This window comes from Streptomyces neyagawaensis, from assembly GCF_023516595.1.
GTDB classification, from domain to species: Bacteria; Actinomycetota; Actinomycetes; order Streptomycetales; family Streptomycetaceae; genus Streptomyces; species Streptomyces neyagawaensis.
This window is the reverse complement of the sequence record NZ_JAMGBG010000001.1, coordinates 53,978-71,475: the sequence shown is the minus strand read 5'-3', so window position 1 is coordinate 71,475 and position 17,498 is coordinate 53,978. Positions and strand designations below refer to the sequence as shown.

Below are 17,498 nucleotides of genomic sequence, written 5' to 3'. Positions count from 1 at the left end.
CCATAGCGGAAACCGACGTTCGGCACATCTGAACACGCGGCTTGTCAGTTGTGCGGGAAGCGTGAAAAGCTCGGGGCCGCCACCAGGTGGTCCCCACAACTCCCTTGGCTCAAGGGCCGGTTGACCTTTCTGGTGGGCTTCCCCCTCGCTCTGTGGATGCAGGAGACCCATGCCCGACCTGCCGAAGCCCCAGGACGCCGTCGAAGCCGCGCTGTTCTCGGAGTGCTGGGACGCGGTCCTGTCGTACGCCGATCTGTGCACCTCCGGCTCCAACGTGGCGACCCAACTGGCCACCCAGGCCTTCAGCAGCGGCATGCGGGAGGTCGACGTCCTGGAGTTCGAGGCGGGCGTCGGCCGCGGTGCGGGACGGCGTGCCCTGCGCCTGCCCCGCATACCCTTCCTCCTGACCTGGGTCAGGACCACCGCCGCCACCTGGGAGTCGGGCGGGCAGGGCCACCGGCTCGACCCCGACCTGCGACTGTGGCTCAACTCGGACAAGGCGTTCCGCTACGCCGGTCCGCCGTTGCACCGCCCCCTCGCCCTGCGCGCCCTCAGGGACATGCAGGAGCCCGACGCGGCGCTGCTGTGGCTGGCCGAGGTCGAGGCGCTGCCGCTGACCTCGGTGGCCCGCCGGCTCGGCCTGGACCCGGCCGTCGCCCGCGCCGAACTCGACCAGGTGCGGGGCCTGTTCCGCGACCGGTGCCAGCGCAACCTGGCCGACACCCCCATGGACGCCGACTGCCGCAGCTACGCACGGCTGCTGGACGCGGTCACCCGCTCGCCCGGCACGGACACCCCCGACGACCTCTCCCGGCACCTCGCCACCTGCGTGGAGTGCGCCGAGGCGGCCGCCTGCCTCGGCCTGCACGGCGGCGGACTGCCCGCCGCCCTCGCCGGCGGAGTCATCGGCTGGGGCGGACTCGCCTACCTGGAGCGCCGCCGCCGCGCCGCCGAGGCGGGGCTCCTGCCCGGCCGCGCCGACTCCACCGGCACCGACCGGGGACTCTCCCCGGGCAAGGAACCCCGCCCGAGGATCGGCCGCACCGGGATGCTGGTAGGCGCCGCCGTCGTCTCGGTGCTGGCACTCGCTGTCTCCCTGATGCAGTTCGGCGACGACGACACGGCCGCGGCCGAGGGCGGCAGGACGAGCGAGTCACCGGTGGTCCAGCGGGACCCCTCCTTCCCACAGGCCCAGCCCAGCCCGTCCGGCGATTCGACCGGACTGCAGAGCACGACTCGCCCGCAGGAGACCGGCACCGACGACGACGGCGACGGCGAGGGTGGCAACAGCAACGAGAAGCCCCAGGGCGACTCTTCGACGCCGGCCAAGGTGTCGCGCGAGCCGGTCGAGCCCACCAAGCCGTCCTCCGTGACCTGCCACGTCCGCTACCAGGTCGACAACGAATGGCCGGGCGGCTTCCAGGCCACCGTCACCGTCACCACCACCAAGGCCCTCGACGGCTGGCGCATCGGCTGGTCCTACGAGGGCGGCCAGCGCGTCACCCAGATGTGGGACGGCACCTTCGACCAGAACGGCTCCCGCGTCACGGCCACCGCCGCCGACTACAACAAGACGGTCGCCAAGGGCGGCACGTTCGGCGTCGGCTTCCTCGGCGCCTGGGAGAGCGACGCCAACACGGTCCCCGACGACTTCACCCTCAACGGCCGCCCCTGCAGGACGGCCGACTAGGACTTGTCCGGACGATCATGTGACTACTCCGCGTCCGGGTCGTTGATGTGGACATGGGGCGGGGCGATTTGAGCGATGCCGAGTGGGAACGGCTGCGGCCGTTCCTGCCGGTCAGCAACAGGCGTTGCGGCAGGTGGCGGGATCATCGGCAGGTGATCGACGGGATTCTGCACCGGGTTCGGACCGGCGTTCAGTGGCGTGACCTGCCGGAACGGTTCGGCCCGTGGAAGACCGTCTACGAACGCCACCGCCTGTGGTCGGCCGACGGAACCTGGGAACGCCTGCTCCAGCAGGTCCAGGCCGAGGCCGACGCAGCTGGGGAGATCGACTGGGACATCTCGGTCGACTCCACCATCGTGCGGGCACATCAGTACGCCGCCGGTGCCCGCACCGAACCGCCGCCGGCGCCTGCGTCAAAGGGGGACGCTGCGGTAGAACACCAGGGCGAAACGCCGTGGCAGAGCCTCGTCGCCCGCCTGGTGGAGGTGGTGCAGGAGGTGAGGGCCTGGGCCGCTCGCGCGGCGGGTTCACCACCAAGCTCCATCTGAGCGCGGACGGCCGCTGCCGCCCGCTGTCCCTGATCGTCACACCGGGACAGCGGGCGGACTGCACACAGTTCACGCCTGTGCTGGAGAAGATCCGCGTCCCGCGGATCGGGCCGGGCAGGCCACGCAGGAAGCCTGACAGCCTCGCGGCGGACAAGGCTTACAGCAACGGCCCGTGCCGCGAGTATCTGCGGCGCCGGGGCATCCGGCACACGATTCCGGATAAGACCGACAGCCAGGCCGCCCGCCTGCGCAAAGGGTCACGCGGCGGACGACTGCCTGGCTTCGACGAAGAGCGGTACAAGAAACGCAACACCGTCGAACGGGCGATCAACCGGCTCAAGCACTCCCGAGCCGTGGCCACCCGCTACGACAAGCGCGGCTATGTCTTCCTCGGAACTGCGACTGCCGCAGTCCTCGCCATCTGGCTCCGTTCATGATCGGCCGGACAAGTCCTAACTTCGGTACCTCCGAACCGAAGAGCCCTGCGCGTACACATCGCGAACATGCCGCACATGCCTGAACAACCCTCAGGTAATCGTCAGAGAAGTCTGTAAGCCACCACGTACCTCACATGCCGGACAATCGATCCGCACCCGAGATACCCGACGCGACTGGGCCGAGTGCCTCGCAGCACGCGCCGAGGATCAACATGAAGGCAGACGATGACCGAGCCGACTGGACGCAACGACGGGCGCACAGCCCAAGAAGTGCTCGACTACCTGGTCACGCACCTGAACGGCGCCCTGCGCCGCCCAGGAATGTACGGCGGTGAGACCGCGATCAGGCTCTACCTCGACGCGGTGGCGTTCGCGGACGCCTCCGAGCAGGCCTGGCAGCAGGAACTGAAGGACCTGCAAACCCGCCGAGGATCCTCCTCCACCGGCGTGCGCGGAGCCTTTCAAGATCTCTGGGGGGATGCACACGAGGGCGCCGTGGCCTCGGTCTACGCCGAGATCGCACACCGCCAGGGATGGCTGCAACTCGACCGGACCCTCACCTCGGCCGAGCACCACGAGATCCGTCGCGTCAGCGAGACCTGGTGCCGCAAGGACCGTCTCCTCAGCGACGTTGTCACGGCGTTCGGCCCGCCCTCGGTCCTCTTCGGGGGAAACAACCCCAACTACCCCAAGACGCTGGCCTACGCGACCGACCAACGCGACGACACCCTGCTCTGCTTCCACCTCTGGAACAGCTTCACGGCGGATCCAAGCTCGTCGTCGGCCTCCGTCCATGCCGAACCCGTTCTCTGGGCCTTCCGGCACGGCGGCACCCTGTTCACGGACGGCTTCACCTTCACCCCGGAGGGATCTGCCCGCCGCTTGCAGAGCGCCAATCGCACCGACCCCGAGATCAGCAGAGGGAATCGTGCACGGTCGGAATAACCCCCTCCCGCCATTAAACGACCAGGTCGCCGGCATCGGGCAGATGGTCGTCCCGGGCACCCCGCGTGATTCCCTGCACATCCTGGACGCGCTCCTGAACCTGGACGGCGGCATCAACCCGCAGATGGTGGCGACGCAAGGGTTGGCTGCCGGCCTTCCGGGATGCCACCAAGGCAACCCCCCCGCTGAGCGCTGCCCGTTGGCGACCGGAGGAACACCGAGGGCCCGACGGGTACGCGCCGTGCGGGCTTTCCATGTTGGACGACGCCCCCGGGATGCGGCGGCTGCGGTGAGCGCCGACAGTGGCCACATGGCGATCGTGGTGCTGCGCGAGCTACGCAAGGAACTGTCGGAGGACTTCGGTCCCGGCGACCCGGTCGGGTACATCGAGGCTGTTCACGCCGCCCCGGCCGACCCGGACACACCGGCCGATGCGGACGACCGGACGTTCTGCGGCAAGCCAACCCTGGACATGGAACGGGTGAACTACCAACCCGCTGGACCAGAAGCGCCTTGGTTCCCGCCCAACATGCGGCAGTGGGAGCGCCCCGACTGCGCTGCCGCGCTCCGGTCACTGTAGACCTGAAGGGACCTGCTCAACTGTCGAGAGGGCTTGCGGACAGGTCCTGTTCCCAAGCGTCGTGGACTACCACCACGGCGTGCAGAGGATGTCGCTCTGGGGGGAAACGCTGCTCACCTGCGCGCAGACGCGGAAGGCCCGACTCGCCGAGTTGCTGGTCGGGTAGGCCGGGGTTGTGATCCTGGCGCCGCGCGCAGTTGTATCGAACGGGCCGCACTGGATCCACGACTTCTTGCCGTCGTTGGTGACGTCCATCCAGACCCTTCCCATGGCACTGGGGCCCCACGTGCTGGAGCTGGTGCTCAGAACACCCCACCCCATCTGTCGGCCCCCGACAGTGCCGGTGTGCATCTCGTACGAGGCGATGGCCCACGGCCTGCCGCCGAAGTTGGCTATCACTGCTCCCGCCCCCGCCACGCCGCGGCCGCTGAGACTGTCGGGAATGTCGGTGAAGCCGTTCACGCCTCCCGCGCAGTCCGACGCCGCTGCCTGTGATGTCCCGGAAGAACCGGCTACGAGCCCTGCCGCGAGCGCGAGGGCGGTTGCTCCCACATGGAGAATCCGGCGCATACCACGCATGCCTTCCCTTTGGTCGAAGGTGGACCTGTGTGTAGTCGCTGATTTTGATGCGGGAAACAGAGCCTGGGTTGTACGGGAGTTGCGCCTCATAGCTCCTCAGGGATGCCGGGGTCGACACGGAGGTCACCACCACCGCCTACATGGGCGAGCGCGGCGACGCGGCGTCGCCCGGGGCTGGCGCAGCACCGGCCCAAGGTCGCCGCGCGGGTCGCCGCCGACGATTCTCCGGACTACCAGCTGACGGCTTGAGCTCAGCCGGTGGTGTGTTGTCCTGGCTGGATGGTGCGCACGCCGAGGACGGGGTCCAGTTGGGGGACGAGGGCCGCAGTGGAGATAGCCAAGAGATGGGCCGGTGCTGAGCCGCTCTGCACAGCATTGACGTATTCAATGACCTCCGCGTGGGCAAGCACCGGAACCTTCTTCCGCAGCACATGCATGGCGAAGATCCGCCCGCGTGTTGCCGCCGTGCGGCGTAGCTCGTCGTGCAGGTCGTCCACCACTGTTCGTGTGGCCGTCTTGCGGATGCGGGTCCGGTAGTCGTCTTCCCACGCGCCGGTGTGCGCGGACAGCCCACCGATGGAGTGCAGCCCGCCGTCAATGCGATCGACGAGAAACGGGCCACCACCCACCAGCATCCGAGAGGGGTCTCCCGTCCGCAGGTACTCCGCCGACTGGTAGGAGACAACCCACACCAGTTCGTGCTCCCTGACATCCGTCACTCGCAGTTGCCCCGGCGACTCACGCTCCAGCTGCGCCTCCACGAGCCGGACGGCGAACTCACGGTCGATCATTCAGGCAGCATCCACCCCACCTACCCGAGTGGGCAATCACGAAAGGACGCCTTCAGGTAGCCATACGTCTCATGCAGCCTCCCGGATCGCGGTCCAGCCCTCGCTGTTGAAGGCCTCGTCGCCGGGAGCCGCCCCGTCCGGACGCGCCTTGCCCTTGGTCAGCCGGGCCGCCTCGGGCGCTATCTCAGGTGCTGCTGTATGGGCGGCAACGGCCCCGAAGTTTCCCGGGGGCTTCCGCACAACCCTCCTGCCACTTCATCAGTCTCCTGTTCGGCAACCTCCCTGACAGCCAGAGAATCCGGTCCGGGGCCCGTGTCTGCTTGGACGCCGGCCCTCCCACCCTCGCCACGGAGTCCCTCACCTTGCGCAAGCGCACGCTCCCCCTGACCGTCCTGACCACCGCCCTCCTGACAGCCGTTCCGGCCCTCCCCGCGCCCCCGGCCACCGCCGCCCCTGCCAAGCACGCCGACGACTTCAACGGCGACGGCTGGCGCGACCTCGCCATGGGTGACCGTGGCGCCACGATCGACGGCAAGAAGCGGGCGGGCGCTGTCATCGTCATCTGGGGCACGGCCAAGGGACTCGACCCGGCCCGACGCACGGTCGTCTCACAGAACAGCCCCGGCATTCCAGGTGCCGCTGAGGCGTCGGACCACTTCGGTACCACCATCACCACGGCGGATCTGAACTCGGACGGTTACGCGGACGTCCTGGCGACGGCTCCCGGCGAGAACGACGGCCGGTACAACGGCACCTTCACCGTCCTGTGGGGCTCGAAGTCCGGTCTCACCAGGGGCAGTTCCCACCGCAACCCGCAGTACCGCGACCGCGGCTTCGCGAACGACCTAGCCGTCGGTGACTTCGACAAGGACGGCAAGCAGGACGTCGTCGCGGTCGACGGCCGGAACATCTGGTACCTGCGGGGCCCGTTCACCGAGTCCGGCAAGCGCGGCAAGGCGACCAACCTCGACCCGACCCACGGCGACCACATCGAGTCGTACACCGTGGTGTCCGGGAAGGTCACCAAGGACGGAACAGCCGACTTCGCCGTGCTCGGCTGGGACTGGGACGCCCACGGCTCCGGCAAGGAGGGCAACGGCGTCTGGTTCTACAAGGGCGGCCCCGGCGCCCCGAAGCGAACCAAGAGGATGCCCCTGCCCGACGGTGCCAACCTCCTGACGCAAGCGAGCGCCACCATCGCCGACTTCGACCGCAACGGCTACGGCGACCTCGCGCTCGGTAGCCGCCGCTCAGGCAAGGGCGGCACGGTGTACGTCTTCCCCGGCACCTCCACCGGCCCCGGCCGCTCGCCCCGGCGGATCACCCAGGCGACGCCCGGAGTGCCCGGCTCTCCTGAATCCTCCGACACCTTCGGCAGCGACGTGTCGGCCGGCGACACCGACGGCGATGGCTACCCCGATCTCGCGATCGGCGCCCCGGGCGAGGCCATCGGCGACAGCCTCTTCCGCATGGGCGGTGTCACGGTCCTGCGCGGCGGCAAGTCGGGCCTCACCGGCAAGAACGCCCGTCTGTACGACTACGCCACGGCCGGTGTCGAGGGCGAACCGAACGAGCGCAACGACGCCTGGCTGGGGGAGTCGCTCCTCCTGCGGGACTTGACCCGGGACGGCCGGGCCGAACTCATCGCCGCAGCCCCCGAAGCGGGCCGTCTGCACATCCTCCCCGGCACCTCCTCGGGCCCCACAGGCAAGGGTTCCCTCCTCCTCGACGCCAACAACCTGAACCTCACCTCCCTCGCCAACTTCTGGGCCGAACTGCCCAACTAGTGCTCTGACGCATACCTTCGCCGGGTTGGGCGGGTGTGGGGCCATTAACGCCGGCTACCTGGCCGACGCATCCGCCTATGCTCGGCTCGTGCAGCAGCTTTCCGACCGCAGCAATCCGTTGATCACGGCGTTCCCAGCCGAGCTTGCAAGCGATGCCCAGGCAGTCCTGGCAGTGATGCCTGATTCTCGGCTCCAGCGGCATGCCTCGTTCTCGGTCGCTGTCGAGGGCCAGCAAATTTTGATCCCCGGGCGCCTCTACAACGACGAGCCGCCAACTGACGCGGTGGCGTCGCTTTCGTCGCGCCAACAACAGCTTCTGCACTGCCTGTACTCAAGGCACTGCGACGGCATGGTCAGGCAGCGCCACCTGGAGAAGGTCGTTGGTTCCACTGACCCATGGGTCGTCCCCTTCGTCGTGCAGCTGGTTGGCGAGTACGTCTTGGAGATCCTGGTCGTCATCCGCGATGAGCTCCGTGATCTCGCCACGCCCGGCGCCTGCGGCCACCTCGCTTACGGACAGTTCCTCGTAGACAACCCTGCCTTCTTCGCGCGCACTCAACGGCGGGTCGTGAGCTACTGGAGCTGCTACTACCGCGGCGCCTACGCGAGTTTTCAGGGCTACCCGGGGTGCACGATTCTGGACCTCCTACGGTCCGCTGCCTCCGACAGAGCAGGACATCCCTGGCCCAACCTCGCTCCTGCCGGCGCCAGGGTGCACGGCTACTGCTAGGACCCGGCCGGGCAAGGTCGCCGGGCTGGTCATGCGGCATCGGCGAGGGGACGACCGCCCCAACGGATGCCCTTCTCACTGCGGATGCGGCCGGGCAGCGGCGCGTAAGCGGGACGCGGCCGCCGTGCACCGTCTGCTCGCCGGTACCGTGTGTGTATGTCCTCGCCCCGCCCTGCCGACGTGATCACCTGCACCCGGTGTGGTGCGACAGCAGACGTCCCCGAGGACCGCGATCACCGGCCTCTATGGCAGCAGGGGTGGCGGTGGATCGAGGTCTCAGGCGTTGTTCTCCTGCCCGCCGTGCCCTCCGGTCATCGTGGTCACCGAGGACGGTCGGCACCAGCGTGGGCCAGGGGCCGCGGCTTAGTCATGGGCAGCCCGGGGCCACGGCAGCTGGTTCAGTAAACCGCTTTGACCGGGCCGGCGAACCCGTGTTCTCTCCCGCTCCAGCGACTCGCTCACGGGGCCTGGAGCAGGCCCCCGCCGACTTCCCGGACGGGGTGCGCCAGCGGGAACGTGCCGGCCGTGAGCCGGGCCACGAGGTTCATGCCTCCCGGCTACGACGGCCAGATCACTGCACCGTCACGCACCACCAGCGGCTCGGGCTGGGGATCTTCGTAGAACCGGGTCCAACCCAAGGTGACCCGCCCGTCGCGGCCCCGGTGTTGTCCGTCGGCCTTGGTCGCGAGCCAGGTGAGGAGCTGCCCGGCGCGCTCGAAGTCGTCGGGGTGGATCTCCTGCCGGCTGGTCAGTCTCCAGGCGTCCGCCTCGGTGTCCTGCCTGCGTTCCAGGACTGAGGCCAGGGAACCACCCACCTTGGATGCCTGGCTGTGCTGGGCCAGGAGTGGCTCGGGTTGGTTCTCGATCACAGGCTTTCCGTGGTCATCCTCTACTACGACGGGAAAGTCGGTCACGATGCGGAGGACGTTCGGCTCGGTGCCCAGTCCGAGGTGCCAGCGGAGCTCGGAGAGTTCCTCCTGCGACATGTCGCCGACCAGATCCATCGTGAGCATGAGTTCGAAGACGTCAGCCATGGCACCACACGCTAGTACGCGCCTCAGACATCACGGCCATCCGCACTTGGCAGTCCCCTCGTCGCCGCGAGGAACCAGGGCGGCCGGGCCCGGAGCGGGCGATCATCGGGGGCAGGAGTCATGCCTCGGCGGTGCGCTGGCCGCTGTCTGTTTGAGCGTCGAGCAGGCCCGCGGCCTGGGGCGTCTCTTTCGGATCTTGTCGAGTCCTGTGATGGCTGCGAGGCTAGGTTGATCACATGACATGGAGTCACCGCGCTCTCACCGCAACCCTTCTTGCCTGTCTTACGCTGTCCGCCTGCTCTACGGACAAGGCGCCACCGCCCCCTGCCGGGGCACCGTCAGCGAGCGAAGCCGGCGAGGCGCAGTCCTTCAATGACGACACCGACGTGCCGCTCACACAAGAGCTCAGCCGAGGTGAACTCACTCAGGCGATTCCCGACGCTGAGGACGTTGTCCCCGGGTACTACCCCGGCAGTCTGAACAAGCTCATGCCGGGAGAACCCGACGACTGTGCTCCGCTCGATGCCCCCGCGCCGGCCGGTTGGCAGCGAGCGGCTAGCGGCGACTACGACTACCAGGGATCGACCGTCTCACGGGGCATTGATCTGGACGTCTGTCAGTTCGACAAGGCCGCGCACGCGAAGGCGGCCTTCGACCAGTGGCCGGACAGGGACGAAACGGCCGCTGTCGCGGCCGGTCGGGTCGGAGAGGCGTCGGTCTTCCTCGCGCACCATGGTCCGAGTGGGACTGTCTACGGCTACAGCAGGTCCGGCACCGTGATCGCCCGAGTGCGTGTGGAGGACGCGGGCGCGGATCCGACAGACGCCCATGACGTACTGGCTGTCACGATCAAGCGCCTTCAGCAGGTTCAGGCGGGTCGACGGGCCACGGCGACGGCATCCGAGATCGCTGCGCCGAAGTAGACCCAGCGCAGCGAGAAGTGCTTATGCCCCTCGTCCGAGCGCATCGAGGGTCTCCGCGAGGGCGAGCGCCGCTAGGACGTGGACCTGGCCGTGGTGTTCCTCCATTAGCCCGGCGGCTAGGGCTTCTGTGGCCCGGGCCGCCTGGTCCAGAGCCGCTCGTACGCCGTCGAGCGGCATCAAGGACCGCGCGGGCGGCACCAGGGGCCGCGTCGGCCCGTCGACGTGCTCGCCGGCCAGCCAGTCGTGTGCGGCGCGCAGCGTGGCGGCGACGTCGTCACCGTGGTCTTCGATGACGGAGCCGGTCATGGGGCGGAGCCACTGCTCGTAGTGGGAGCGGAGCACCTCGTCGTAGGTCCGGTAGTCCATCACCGTGCCGCAGCGTCCGCCGGCAGGTCCCGGCGTGCTGCGGCGGCCGCCCGAGCGTTCGGCGAGCCAGCGGTGGCGACGGCACATGGCCATCCGGTAGTCCACGGCGCGGCCGCGTCGGCGGCCGGCGCGCACGAGGACAAGGGCGGCAGGCTCGGCGCAGGCGGTGATCTGGCGGAGCACAGGCATCTCGGGTCCCTTCCACAGCGGCAAGGGCTCCGATCATGGCTGTGTGGCGCCGGTGCTACAGCCCAGCGGTGGGCACTGCGGCAGTGACCCAGGTCTCATTCTGAGTGAGCCGGGGGCGGTGACCTCGTGCAGGAGTGCGGAGGCCGCGCTGGTGGCGTTCGGCGGCTCCTTCTTGTTGCATCCTCCGGAGCCATCGCGGTCCGCAGGGGCCTCCGGTGACCGTCGTCCCGGCGGCAGCGCTCAATCGACGGCATGCGCGCGGGGGCGATGACCGGTTCGTAGAGTGGCGCCATGAGTTCCCTGCCCCAGGCCCCAAGCTGGCATGCGATTGGCCTGTGCGGGGTGACCTTCCCTGAGCCCCTGTGCGGCCGCGCGATCACGTGCCTCGACCTGAAGGGGGTCGCTCCCGCGCTGTCGCCGGACGTCGCGGCGCCCTCCCTGAGCCCGTTCGCCGTGGAGGCTGGCGCCGCCGCCGAGGACAGGGGGCCGGGCAGTGACGTTGTACCGGGCGATCGTCCAGTTCACCGAGGGCGGCCCGGCTGTCACCGGCGAGTGGGAGGACAACGCCGTCGTCGCCCGCAGGACCTACAAGGAGTGGATCGGGCTCTACGCCCACGACCCCGCCGTGGTCGTCCAGTTCGTCGCCGACGGGGACAGGCGGTGAACGGCGGATCGTCCGCAAGTGGGTCGTCGACCGGGAGGTCATTACCGAGCCGGACGACCCTCTGTAGAAGTACCGCCGCTGCGGCGTCCGTTGCGATCTGGCTCCGAACGTGGACTCCTACGCGACCCAGCAGTAGACGTTCTGGCCCTGGCGTCGGGCACTGATGACGAGAGCAGCCAGATCACTCAGGATCAATTCGGCGATCTCCGGGTCGATGACCTCGCCGTCCTCCGCCCGCTGAGCGGACCATGCGACGGCGGCATCCTTCACCTCGGACCGCTCGGCCTCGGCGAGCGCTGCGGACAGGCGAGGCGAGATCGCGAAGACGACGCAGCCGTCATCGTCCTGGCCGGCGACGAGACGAGGCTCGTCAGCTTCAAGGAGCTGCTCGAAGCTGACGCCGGTAAACAGGCACTCCCACTCGACCACAGCCTCTTCGGGATCGAAGTTGCCGAAGGAGAGCGACTCGAATGCGGGTGGCGGCCCGGTCTGAAGAGCCAGAGCCGCTGACGCGTCATCCGCAGCCGCGAAGAACTCGACGATGATGCTCACGCCGGCATCATGCCGGACCGTTAACGACCATTGATCGGCTGGACAGGTCCTAGCCGGGCGGGACGGGACGGATCAACCGGGCGGGCCCGACAAGTCACGTGCCCGACAAGGCCGGCGGGCTGGGCGGGCCCGCAGCCCCGCAGACCGGGCACGGGGGCGCAGCGACAAGCCGGGCATAACGGCGGGCCGGGCATGCCGGGATACGGCATACGACACCACCGGCCAGGATGTGGCCGGAGGCCGGAGGCCGGAGGTCGGCGCGGGGCAGGGCGGGCGCATGGGCAGCCGGGCACACCGACAAGCCGGGCTGGCCGTCTGGCATCTGGCGGACCGGCAGGTCGGGCCGACCGGCGGACCGGCCGACCGTCAGACCGGCAAGTCGGGCCTACCGGCGGACCGGCCGACCGTCAGACCGGCAAGTCGGGCCTACCGGCGGACCGGCAGAGTGGCAGGTCGGTGCCTACCGGCTGACCGGTGAGTCGGCCCTACCGGTCTGCCGGGCCGACCGGCCGTCTGACATCTGGCATGCGGGAAGGGCGGGCGGACCGGCAGAGTGGCAGGTCGGGTCTGCCGGCGGACCGGCAGGTCGGGCGCTCGTCGCCCCCGAGCCGGCGCCCCGGCTGCGCCGCCCGCCCCGGCTGCCCTGGTCGGGGGCGGATGCGCGGCTGCCAGTTAATTCGATTGACGGGGCCCCGCTGGGCCCCGCTAGGGTGTGATCACCCCGCACCGCGGCCTCTTCGGCCGCCCGGTGCCGACCACGAGCAGAGAACAGGAGGTGTCGACCGATGGCTGTCACGGTGACGAGCGCTGCCCTCATCCAGGAATCCATCAAGTCCACCTCCGTGGTCTCCGGCTGACACACCCACACTTCACTCCGCGCCGCCCCTGACGGGCTCGCGCGGCTGCCGGGACCACCCTTGTGAAGGGTCTCCCTTGACTTTCTCCGGCTCTCCTTCCGGTTCCGCCTCCTCTCTCTCCGCTCTCGCTCCCTACGGCTGGGACGACGCCTGGGCGGACGCCTTCGCCCCGTACGACGCCGAGGGCCTCGTCGCCGGGCGGGTCGTCCGGGTCGACCGCGGGCAGTGCGACGTCATCACGGCCGACGGCCCGCTGCGGGCCGACACCGCGTTCGTCACCCCGCACGACCCCATGCGGGTCGTGTGCACCGGCGACTGGGTCGCCGTCGAACCCGCGGGCGACCCCCGCTACGTCCGCACCTACCTGCCCCGCCGCAGCGCGTTCGTGCGCTCCACCTCCTCCAAGCGGGCCGAGGGCCAGATCCTCGCCGCCAACGTCGACCACGCCGTCGTCGCCGTGTCGCTCGCCGTGGAACTCGACCTCGGCCGCGTCGAACGATTCCTCGCGCTGGCCTGGGAGTCCGGAGCACAACCGGTGGTCGTGCTCACCAAGGCCGACCTCGTGCCGGACGCAGTGACGCTCGCGTACCTGGTGCAGGACGTCGAGACCACCGCGCCCGGCGTCCCCGTCATCCCCGTCAGCTCCACCTCCGGCGAGGGCCTCGACGTCCTCGGCGCGGTGCTCTCCGGCGGCACCTCCGTGCTGCTCGGGCAGTCCGGCGCGGGCAAGTCGACCCTCGCCAACGCGCTGCTCGGGGAGGACGTCATGGACGTCCAGGCCACCCGCGACGTCGACGGCAAGGGCCGGCACACCACCACCACCCGCAACCTCCTCGCCCTCCCCGGCGGCGGAGTGCTCATCGACACCCCCGGGCTGCGCGGAGTCGGCCTCTGGGACGCCGAGACCGGTGTCAACCAGGTCTTCGCGGAGATCGAGGAACTCGGAGCGCGCTGCCGCTTCCACGACTGCGCGCACGTCGCCGAGCCGGGCTGCGAGGTGCTCCTGGCCGTGGAGACGGGCGCCCTGTCCCCGCGCCGCCTGGAGAGCTACCGCAAGCTCCTCCGCGAGAACCAGCGCATCGTCGCCAAGAGCGACGCCCGCCTGCGCGCGGAGATCCGCAAGGAGTGGAAGCGCAAGGGAGCGGAGGGCCGCGCGGCAATGGAGGCGAAGCGCGGCGGCCGCCGCTAGTCCCCGACGGCCGGTATCCCCTGGAGGGCGGGCCCGCGGGCCCGCCCTCCAGAGACCGCGGGCCCGGCCCTTCAGGGGCGCGGGGAACTGCGCGAGAAACCACGAACCGCCCGCACCCGCCGGACCGCCCGCACCCCGCCAAACCCCCGCGTCCCCCCGAGCGACCGGCCGCCCGGCGGTGCCGGTGAGGCGGGCGGATGCGGAGTACCGCCCGGCGTTGTCGGCGGACGCCGAGCGCCGTGTCCGAATCCCGCCAGCCGGACCGTCCGCCGTCACCGAGACTGGAACCGTGGAGGACATCGAGGACACCGAGGACACCAGGTACGAGGCCGTGCGCAGCCGGGACGCCCGCTTCGACGGCACCTTCTTCTTCGCCGTCACGACCACCGGTATCTACTGCCGCCCCAGCTGCCCCGCGGTGACCCCGAAACGGCACAACGTCCGCTTCCACCCCACCGCGGCCGCCGCTCAGCAGGCCGGGTTCCGGGCCTGCCGCCGCTGCCGCCCGGACACCACCCCCGGCTCGGCCGAGTGGAACGTCCGCGCGGACGCCGTGGCCCGCGCCATGCGCCTCATCGCGGACGGAGTCGTCGACCGGGAAGGCGTCGCAGGCCTCGCCGAACGTCTCGGATACAGCACCCGCCAGATCCAGCGGCAGCTCACCGCCGAGGTCGGCGCGGGCCCCGTCGCGCTGGCCCGCGCCCAACGTGCCCACACCGCCCGCGTCCTCCTCCGGACCACGACCCTGCCGATCACGGAGGTCGCCTTCGCCTCCGGGTTCGCGAGCGTCCGCCAGTTCAACGACACGATCCGCGCGATCTACGCCGCGACCCCCACGGACCTGCGCGCCGCACCCCCCGCGGGCCGACGCCCGGCCACCCCCGCCCGCCCGCGCCCCACAACCCCCGGACGAGGCACCCGCACTCCTTCCTCCGACGGCACCGGCATCCCGTCCGCGGGCATCCCCCTGCGCCTCGCCCACCGCGGCCCCCACCAGTCCACCGCCCTCTTCGACGTCCTCGCCGCCGAGGCGATCCCCGGCGTCGAGGAGCTGAGCGGCCCCCGAGGTCGCCGCACCTACCGCCGCACGCTGCGCCTGCCGTACGGCACCGGGATCGCCGAGGTCGACGAACGCCCCGGCACCGGCGCCCGCGGCCGCACGGCCCCCGCACCCGGCCCACCCGGCGGTCACCCCGGCGGCTGGCTGGACGGCCGCCTCCACCTCACCGACCCCCGTGACCTCACCACCGCCGTCCAGCGGCTGCGCCGCCTCCTCGACCTCGACGCCGACCCGTATGCCGTCGACGAGCGCCTCGGCGCCGACGAGCGGCTCGCCCCGCTGGTCGCCGCCCGGCCGGGGTTGCGCTCGCCGGGGGCGGCGGACCCGGAGGAGTTCGCGATCCGCGCCCTCGCCGGACCCGCCGAAGCCGCACGGCTCGTACACGCGTACGGCAAGAGCCTGGACGCCCCGCAGGGGACGCTCACCCATCTGTTCCCCGAACCGGCCGCCCTGGCCGACGCCGACACCGGCGGGCCCCTCCGCGCGCTCGCCACGGCCCTCGCCGACGGCGCCGTACGCCTCGACGTGGGCGCCGACCGCGACGAGGCCGAGGCCGCGCTGCTCGCCCTGCCGGGCATGGACCCGCGCACCGTCGCCGAGATCCGCACCCGGGCCCTCGGCGACCCGGACGTGGCCCCACCGGACATGCCCCTGCCCGACGCCTGGCGGCCCTGGCGCTCGTACGCCCTGCGCCACCTGGGCCCAGCGACCCGGAGCATCCGGAACACCCCGAGCACCCGGAGCACCGGATGACAACGCCCCCACCGGAAGCGACGATCAGACCAGTGGAAACAAGGAGTTCAGCCGTGAGCGCCGGACAGCGGACCTACTGCACCACCGTCGACAGCCCCGTCGGCCCCCTCCTCCTGACCGCCGACGCGTCCGGCGTGCTCACCTCCCTCTCCGTGCCGGAGCAGAAGGGCGGCCGGGTGCCGCTCGCGGACTGGCGCCACGACCCGGCGCCCTTCCGGGAGGCCGCGGAACAGCTCGCCGCCTACTTCGCCGGGGAGCTGAAGGAGTTCCGGCTGGAGTCGCGCGCCGAGGGCACGGAGTTCCGGCAGCGGGTCTGGGCCGCCCTCGACGACGTCCCGTACGGCGCGACCACCACGTACGGCGCCATCGCCTCCCGTATCGGCGCGCCCAGGGCCGCCGTCCGAGCCGTCGGCGGCGCGATCGGCGCCAACCCGCTGCTCATCCTGCGGCCCTGCCACCGGGTGATCGGCGCGGACGGCTCCCTCACGGGATACGCCGGCGGCCTCGACCGCAAGCGTCTGCTGCTCGGCCTGGAGGGAGTGCTCCGGACCGACGGACGGGACGGCGACGTGGCCTCGTGACGCGGGGATCAGGACGCGTGTGCACAGGTCCGCCCGGTGACGTGAGGGCGGGTGCGCGGGTCCGCCGGGCCGGGAAGTGATGAGGGGCTTGTGTCGCTTCCGCGGAGCGGAGGGCGGCCCGCGTGGCCGACACGACCCCGGGCGCCAACACCGCCCCCCGGGCCGCCGCCGCGTCGGCAACCGCGCAGGCGTACGTCCTGAGCCTCGTCCTCCTCGTGGCGACGGTGATCGGCGCGCTGCCGACGAGGGCCGACACCCACCGGGGCCCCGTCCGCGGCGGCCCGGCGCTGGACGGGTACCTGGGCGGCCGCCGCGTCCGGTACGGTCCCCGCCCTGTCGGGGGCCTCGATCCGCAACGTCAGGGCGTCGCTCAGCGGCCGAGTACCGCCCCGATCCACGCCCCCGCGACGAGCAGGCAGGCGAAGAGTTCCGCCAGCACGCTGGAGCCGCCGGACCGCATGGCCGTGCGCACGGCCGCCGCCGCCTCGCGGTGCCGGCCGAGCCGGAGCCGCTCGCAGAGGTAGATGCCGCCGATGAACCCGGGGATCGCGCCGACCACCGGGACGAGGACGAAGCCCAGGAGCGCCCCGACACCGGCGTACGCCGCCATCCGGGGGGAGGCGCCGCTCAGCTCCAGGCGCCGGGGAGGCAGCATCCAGCGGGCCGCCCGGGACAGCAGCAGGACGATGGTGGAGCCGACCAGCACCCACCAGGCCACCGGGCGGGGCTCCTCCAGCGCCCACCACATGACCCCGGCCCAGAGCAGCAGGGACCCCGGTACGCCGGGCACCAGCACTCCGCACAGGCCGAGCAGCACGACCACGCCGACCAGCAGGAGTTCCCACACTCCCATCTGCCCAGGGTGCAGGACCGCACGAGAAGACGCAGGTCAGGGAGGGGCCCCGGCGCCGACCACACAGCCGCCGCCAGCCGCTTCCGGTGGGCGGACAGGGCGTCCCCTTACCACCGCCCCAGGTACGGGACAACACCCATCCCCGGAGGAACCTCCGGCCCCTCGACGCCCTTGTCTCGCACCGGAGTTCGACGTGTAGTCCGACACGCCGTGCGGTCGTCGGCTCTGCGGGCTGATTTTCCGGATGCCCCGTTTTCATACGGCAGTTGAGGTGGACAATTAGGGGCATGAGCCAGCAGGGGGAGAGGCCGACCGGTCATGAGGACGACTGGTGGCGGCAGTTGTACGACGACGCCAGTGGGGACACGGGCCCCTCGGTCGCGGCCGATT

The 17,498-nt window shown here is 70.8% G+C and carries 18 protein-coding genes; 11 read left to right on the top strand and 7 right to left on the bottom strand.

Annotation, left to right across the window (positions count from 1 at the left end; translation table 11 throughout):
* Positions 1–169: 169 nt before the first annotated feature.
* From M8J73_RS00295 to M8J73_RS00280, 4 genes are all read left to right on the top strand, one after another.
* Positions 170–1,690 (top strand): cellulose-binding domain-containing protein, encoded by a 1,521-nt coding sequence (locus M8J73_RS00295; RefSeq protein ID WP_055537005.1) that lies wholly within the window; start codon positions 170–172, stop codon positions 1,688–1,690.
* Between the two features lie 53 nt (positions 1,691–1,743).
* Positions 1,744–2,675 (top strand): IS5 family transposase gene (locus M8J73_RS00290; protein ID WP_372503864.1). Its coding sequence is split into 2 segments (ribosomal slippage): positions 1,744–2,121 and positions 2,124–2,675, totalling 930 coding nucleotides; the frame shifts between segments, so codons are not numbered across the junction.
* 225 nt (positions 2,676–2,900) lie between these two features.
* Positions 2,901–3,620: a hypothetical protein gene (locus tag M8J73_RS00285; protein ID WP_063799150.1), complete on the top strand. Its 720-nt coding sequence runs from the start codon at positions 2,901–2,903 to the stop codon at positions 3,618–3,620.
* Between the two features lie 310 nt (positions 3,621–3,930).
* The gene (locus tag M8J73_RS00280; protein WP_055537009.1) at positions 3,931–4,200 is read left to right on the top strand and encodes a hypothetical protein; all 270 of its coding nucleotides are present in this window, start codon (positions 3,931–3,933) and stop codon (positions 4,198–4,200) included.
* A 66-nt stretch (positions 4,201–4,266) separates the two neighbouring features.
* On the opposite strand, the gene M8J73_RS00275 is transcribed toward M8J73_RS00280, so the two are convergent.
* The 3 genes from M8J73_RS00275 to M8J73_RS00265 form a co-directional block, all read right to left on the bottom strand.
* Complete coding sequence (locus M8J73_RS00275; RefSeq protein WP_055537010.1) at positions 4,267–4,662, bottom strand: hypothetical protein; 396 nt, start codon at positions 4,660–4,662, stop codon at positions 4,267–4,269.
* Between the two features lie 368 nt (positions 4,663–5,030).
* A complete protein-coding gene (locus tag M8J73_RS00270) occupies positions 5,031–5,570 on the bottom strand; it encodes a YrhB domain-containing protein (RefSeq protein ID WP_055537011.1) in 540 nt (179 codons plus the stop codon).
* 69 nt (positions 5,571–5,639) lie between these two features.
* Positions 5,640–5,810, bottom strand: coding sequence for a hypothetical protein (locus tag M8J73_RS00265; RefSeq protein WP_157873042.1), 171 nt, complete (start codon positions 5,808–5,810; stop codon positions 5,640–5,642).
* Positions 5,811–5,932: 122 nt separating this feature from the next.
* Here M8J73_RS00265 and M8J73_RS00260 point away from each other — a divergent pair, with 122 nt between their 5' ends.
* Together M8J73_RS00260 and M8J73_RS00255 are read left to right on the top strand one after the other, a co-directional pair.
* Entirely contained in the window at positions 5,933–7,357 is a 1,425-nt protein-coding gene (locus M8J73_RS00260) for an FG-GAP-like repeat-containing protein (protein ID WP_249828076.1), read from the top strand.
* A gap of 88 nt (positions 7,358–7,445) precedes the next feature.
* Positions 7,446–8,087: a hypothetical protein gene (locus M8J73_RS00255; RefSeq protein ID WP_055538536.1), complete on the top strand. Its 642-nt coding sequence runs from the start codon at positions 7,446–7,448 to the stop codon at positions 8,085–8,087.
* Between the two features lie 557 nt (positions 8,088–8,644).
* Here the strand turns inward: M8J73_RS00255 and M8J73_RS00250 are convergent.
* The gene (locus M8J73_RS00250; protein WP_055538532.1) at positions 8,645–9,121 is read right to left on the bottom strand and encodes a hypothetical protein; all 477 of its coding nucleotides are present in this window, start codon (positions 9,119–9,121) and stop codon (positions 8,645–8,647) included.
* Positions 9,122–9,357: 236 nt separating this feature from the next.
* On the opposite strand from M8J73_RS00250, the gene M8J73_RS00245 reads away from it, so the two are divergent.
* Positions 9,358–10,044, top strand: a complete 687-nt coding sequence (locus M8J73_RS00245) for a hypothetical protein (RefSeq protein ID WP_157873124.1) — start codon at positions 9,358–9,360, stop codon at positions 10,042–10,044.
* 21 nt (positions 10,045–10,065) lie between these two features.
* Here the strand turns inward: M8J73_RS00245 and M8J73_RS00240 are convergent, their stop codons facing one another.
* A complete protein-coding gene (locus tag M8J73_RS00240) occupies positions 10,066–10,599 on the bottom strand; it encodes a hypothetical protein (protein ID WP_055538534.1) in 534 nt (177 codons plus the stop codon).
* Positions 10,600–11,092: 493 nt separating this feature from the next.
* On the opposite strand from M8J73_RS00240, the gene M8J73_RS00235 reads away from it, so the two are divergent.
* Positions 11,093–11,263 (top strand): hypothetical protein, encoded by a 171-nt coding sequence (locus M8J73_RS00235; protein ID WP_157873125.1) that lies wholly within the window; start codon positions 11,093–11,095, stop codon positions 11,261–11,263.
* Between the two features lie 117 nt (positions 11,264–11,380).
* On the opposite strand, the gene M8J73_RS00230 is transcribed toward M8J73_RS00235, so the two are convergent.
* On the bottom strand, positions 11,381–11,815 hold the full coding sequence (locus M8J73_RS00230) for a hypothetical protein (protein ID WP_055538535.1): 435 nt from the start codon (positions 11,813–11,815) through the stop codon (positions 11,381–11,383).
* Positions 11,816–12,748: 933 nt separating this feature from the next.
* Here M8J73_RS00230 and rsgA point away from each other — a divergent pair.
* The 3 genes from rsgA to M8J73_RS00215 all read left to right on the top strand — a co-directional run bounded on the left by rsgA (position 12,749) and on the right by M8J73_RS00215 (position 16,255).
* The gene (gene rsgA / locus M8J73_RS00225; RefSeq protein WP_249828075.1) at positions 12,749–13,861 is read left to right on the top strand and encodes a ribosome small subunit-dependent GTPase A; all 1,113 of its coding nucleotides are present in this window, start codon (positions 12,749–12,751) and stop codon (positions 13,859–13,861) included.
* A gap of 289 nt (positions 13,862–14,150) precedes the next feature.
* A complete protein-coding gene (locus M8J73_RS00220; protein WP_372503863.1) occupies positions 14,151–15,674 on the top strand; it encodes a DNA-3-methyladenine glycosylase 2 family protein in 1,524 nt (507 codons plus the stop codon).
* Positions 15,671–16,255 (top strand): methylated-DNA--[protein]-cysteine S-methyltransferase, encoded by a 585-nt coding sequence (locus M8J73_RS00215; RefSeq protein ID WP_079055310.1) that lies wholly within the window; start codon positions 15,671–15,673, stop codon positions 16,253–16,255. The genes M8J73_RS00220 and M8J73_RS00215 overlap by 4 nt, the downstream gene beginning before the upstream one ends.
* Positions 16,256–16,625: 370 nt before the next feature.
* Here M8J73_RS00215 and M8J73_RS00210 read toward each other — a convergent pair whose 3' ends face one another.
* Positions 16,626–17,108, bottom strand: coding sequence for a DUF456 domain-containing protein (locus tag M8J73_RS00210; RefSeq protein WP_055543320.1), 483 nt, complete (start codon positions 17,106–17,108; stop codon positions 16,626–16,628).
* Positions 17,109–17,498: the final 390 nt, after the last annotated feature.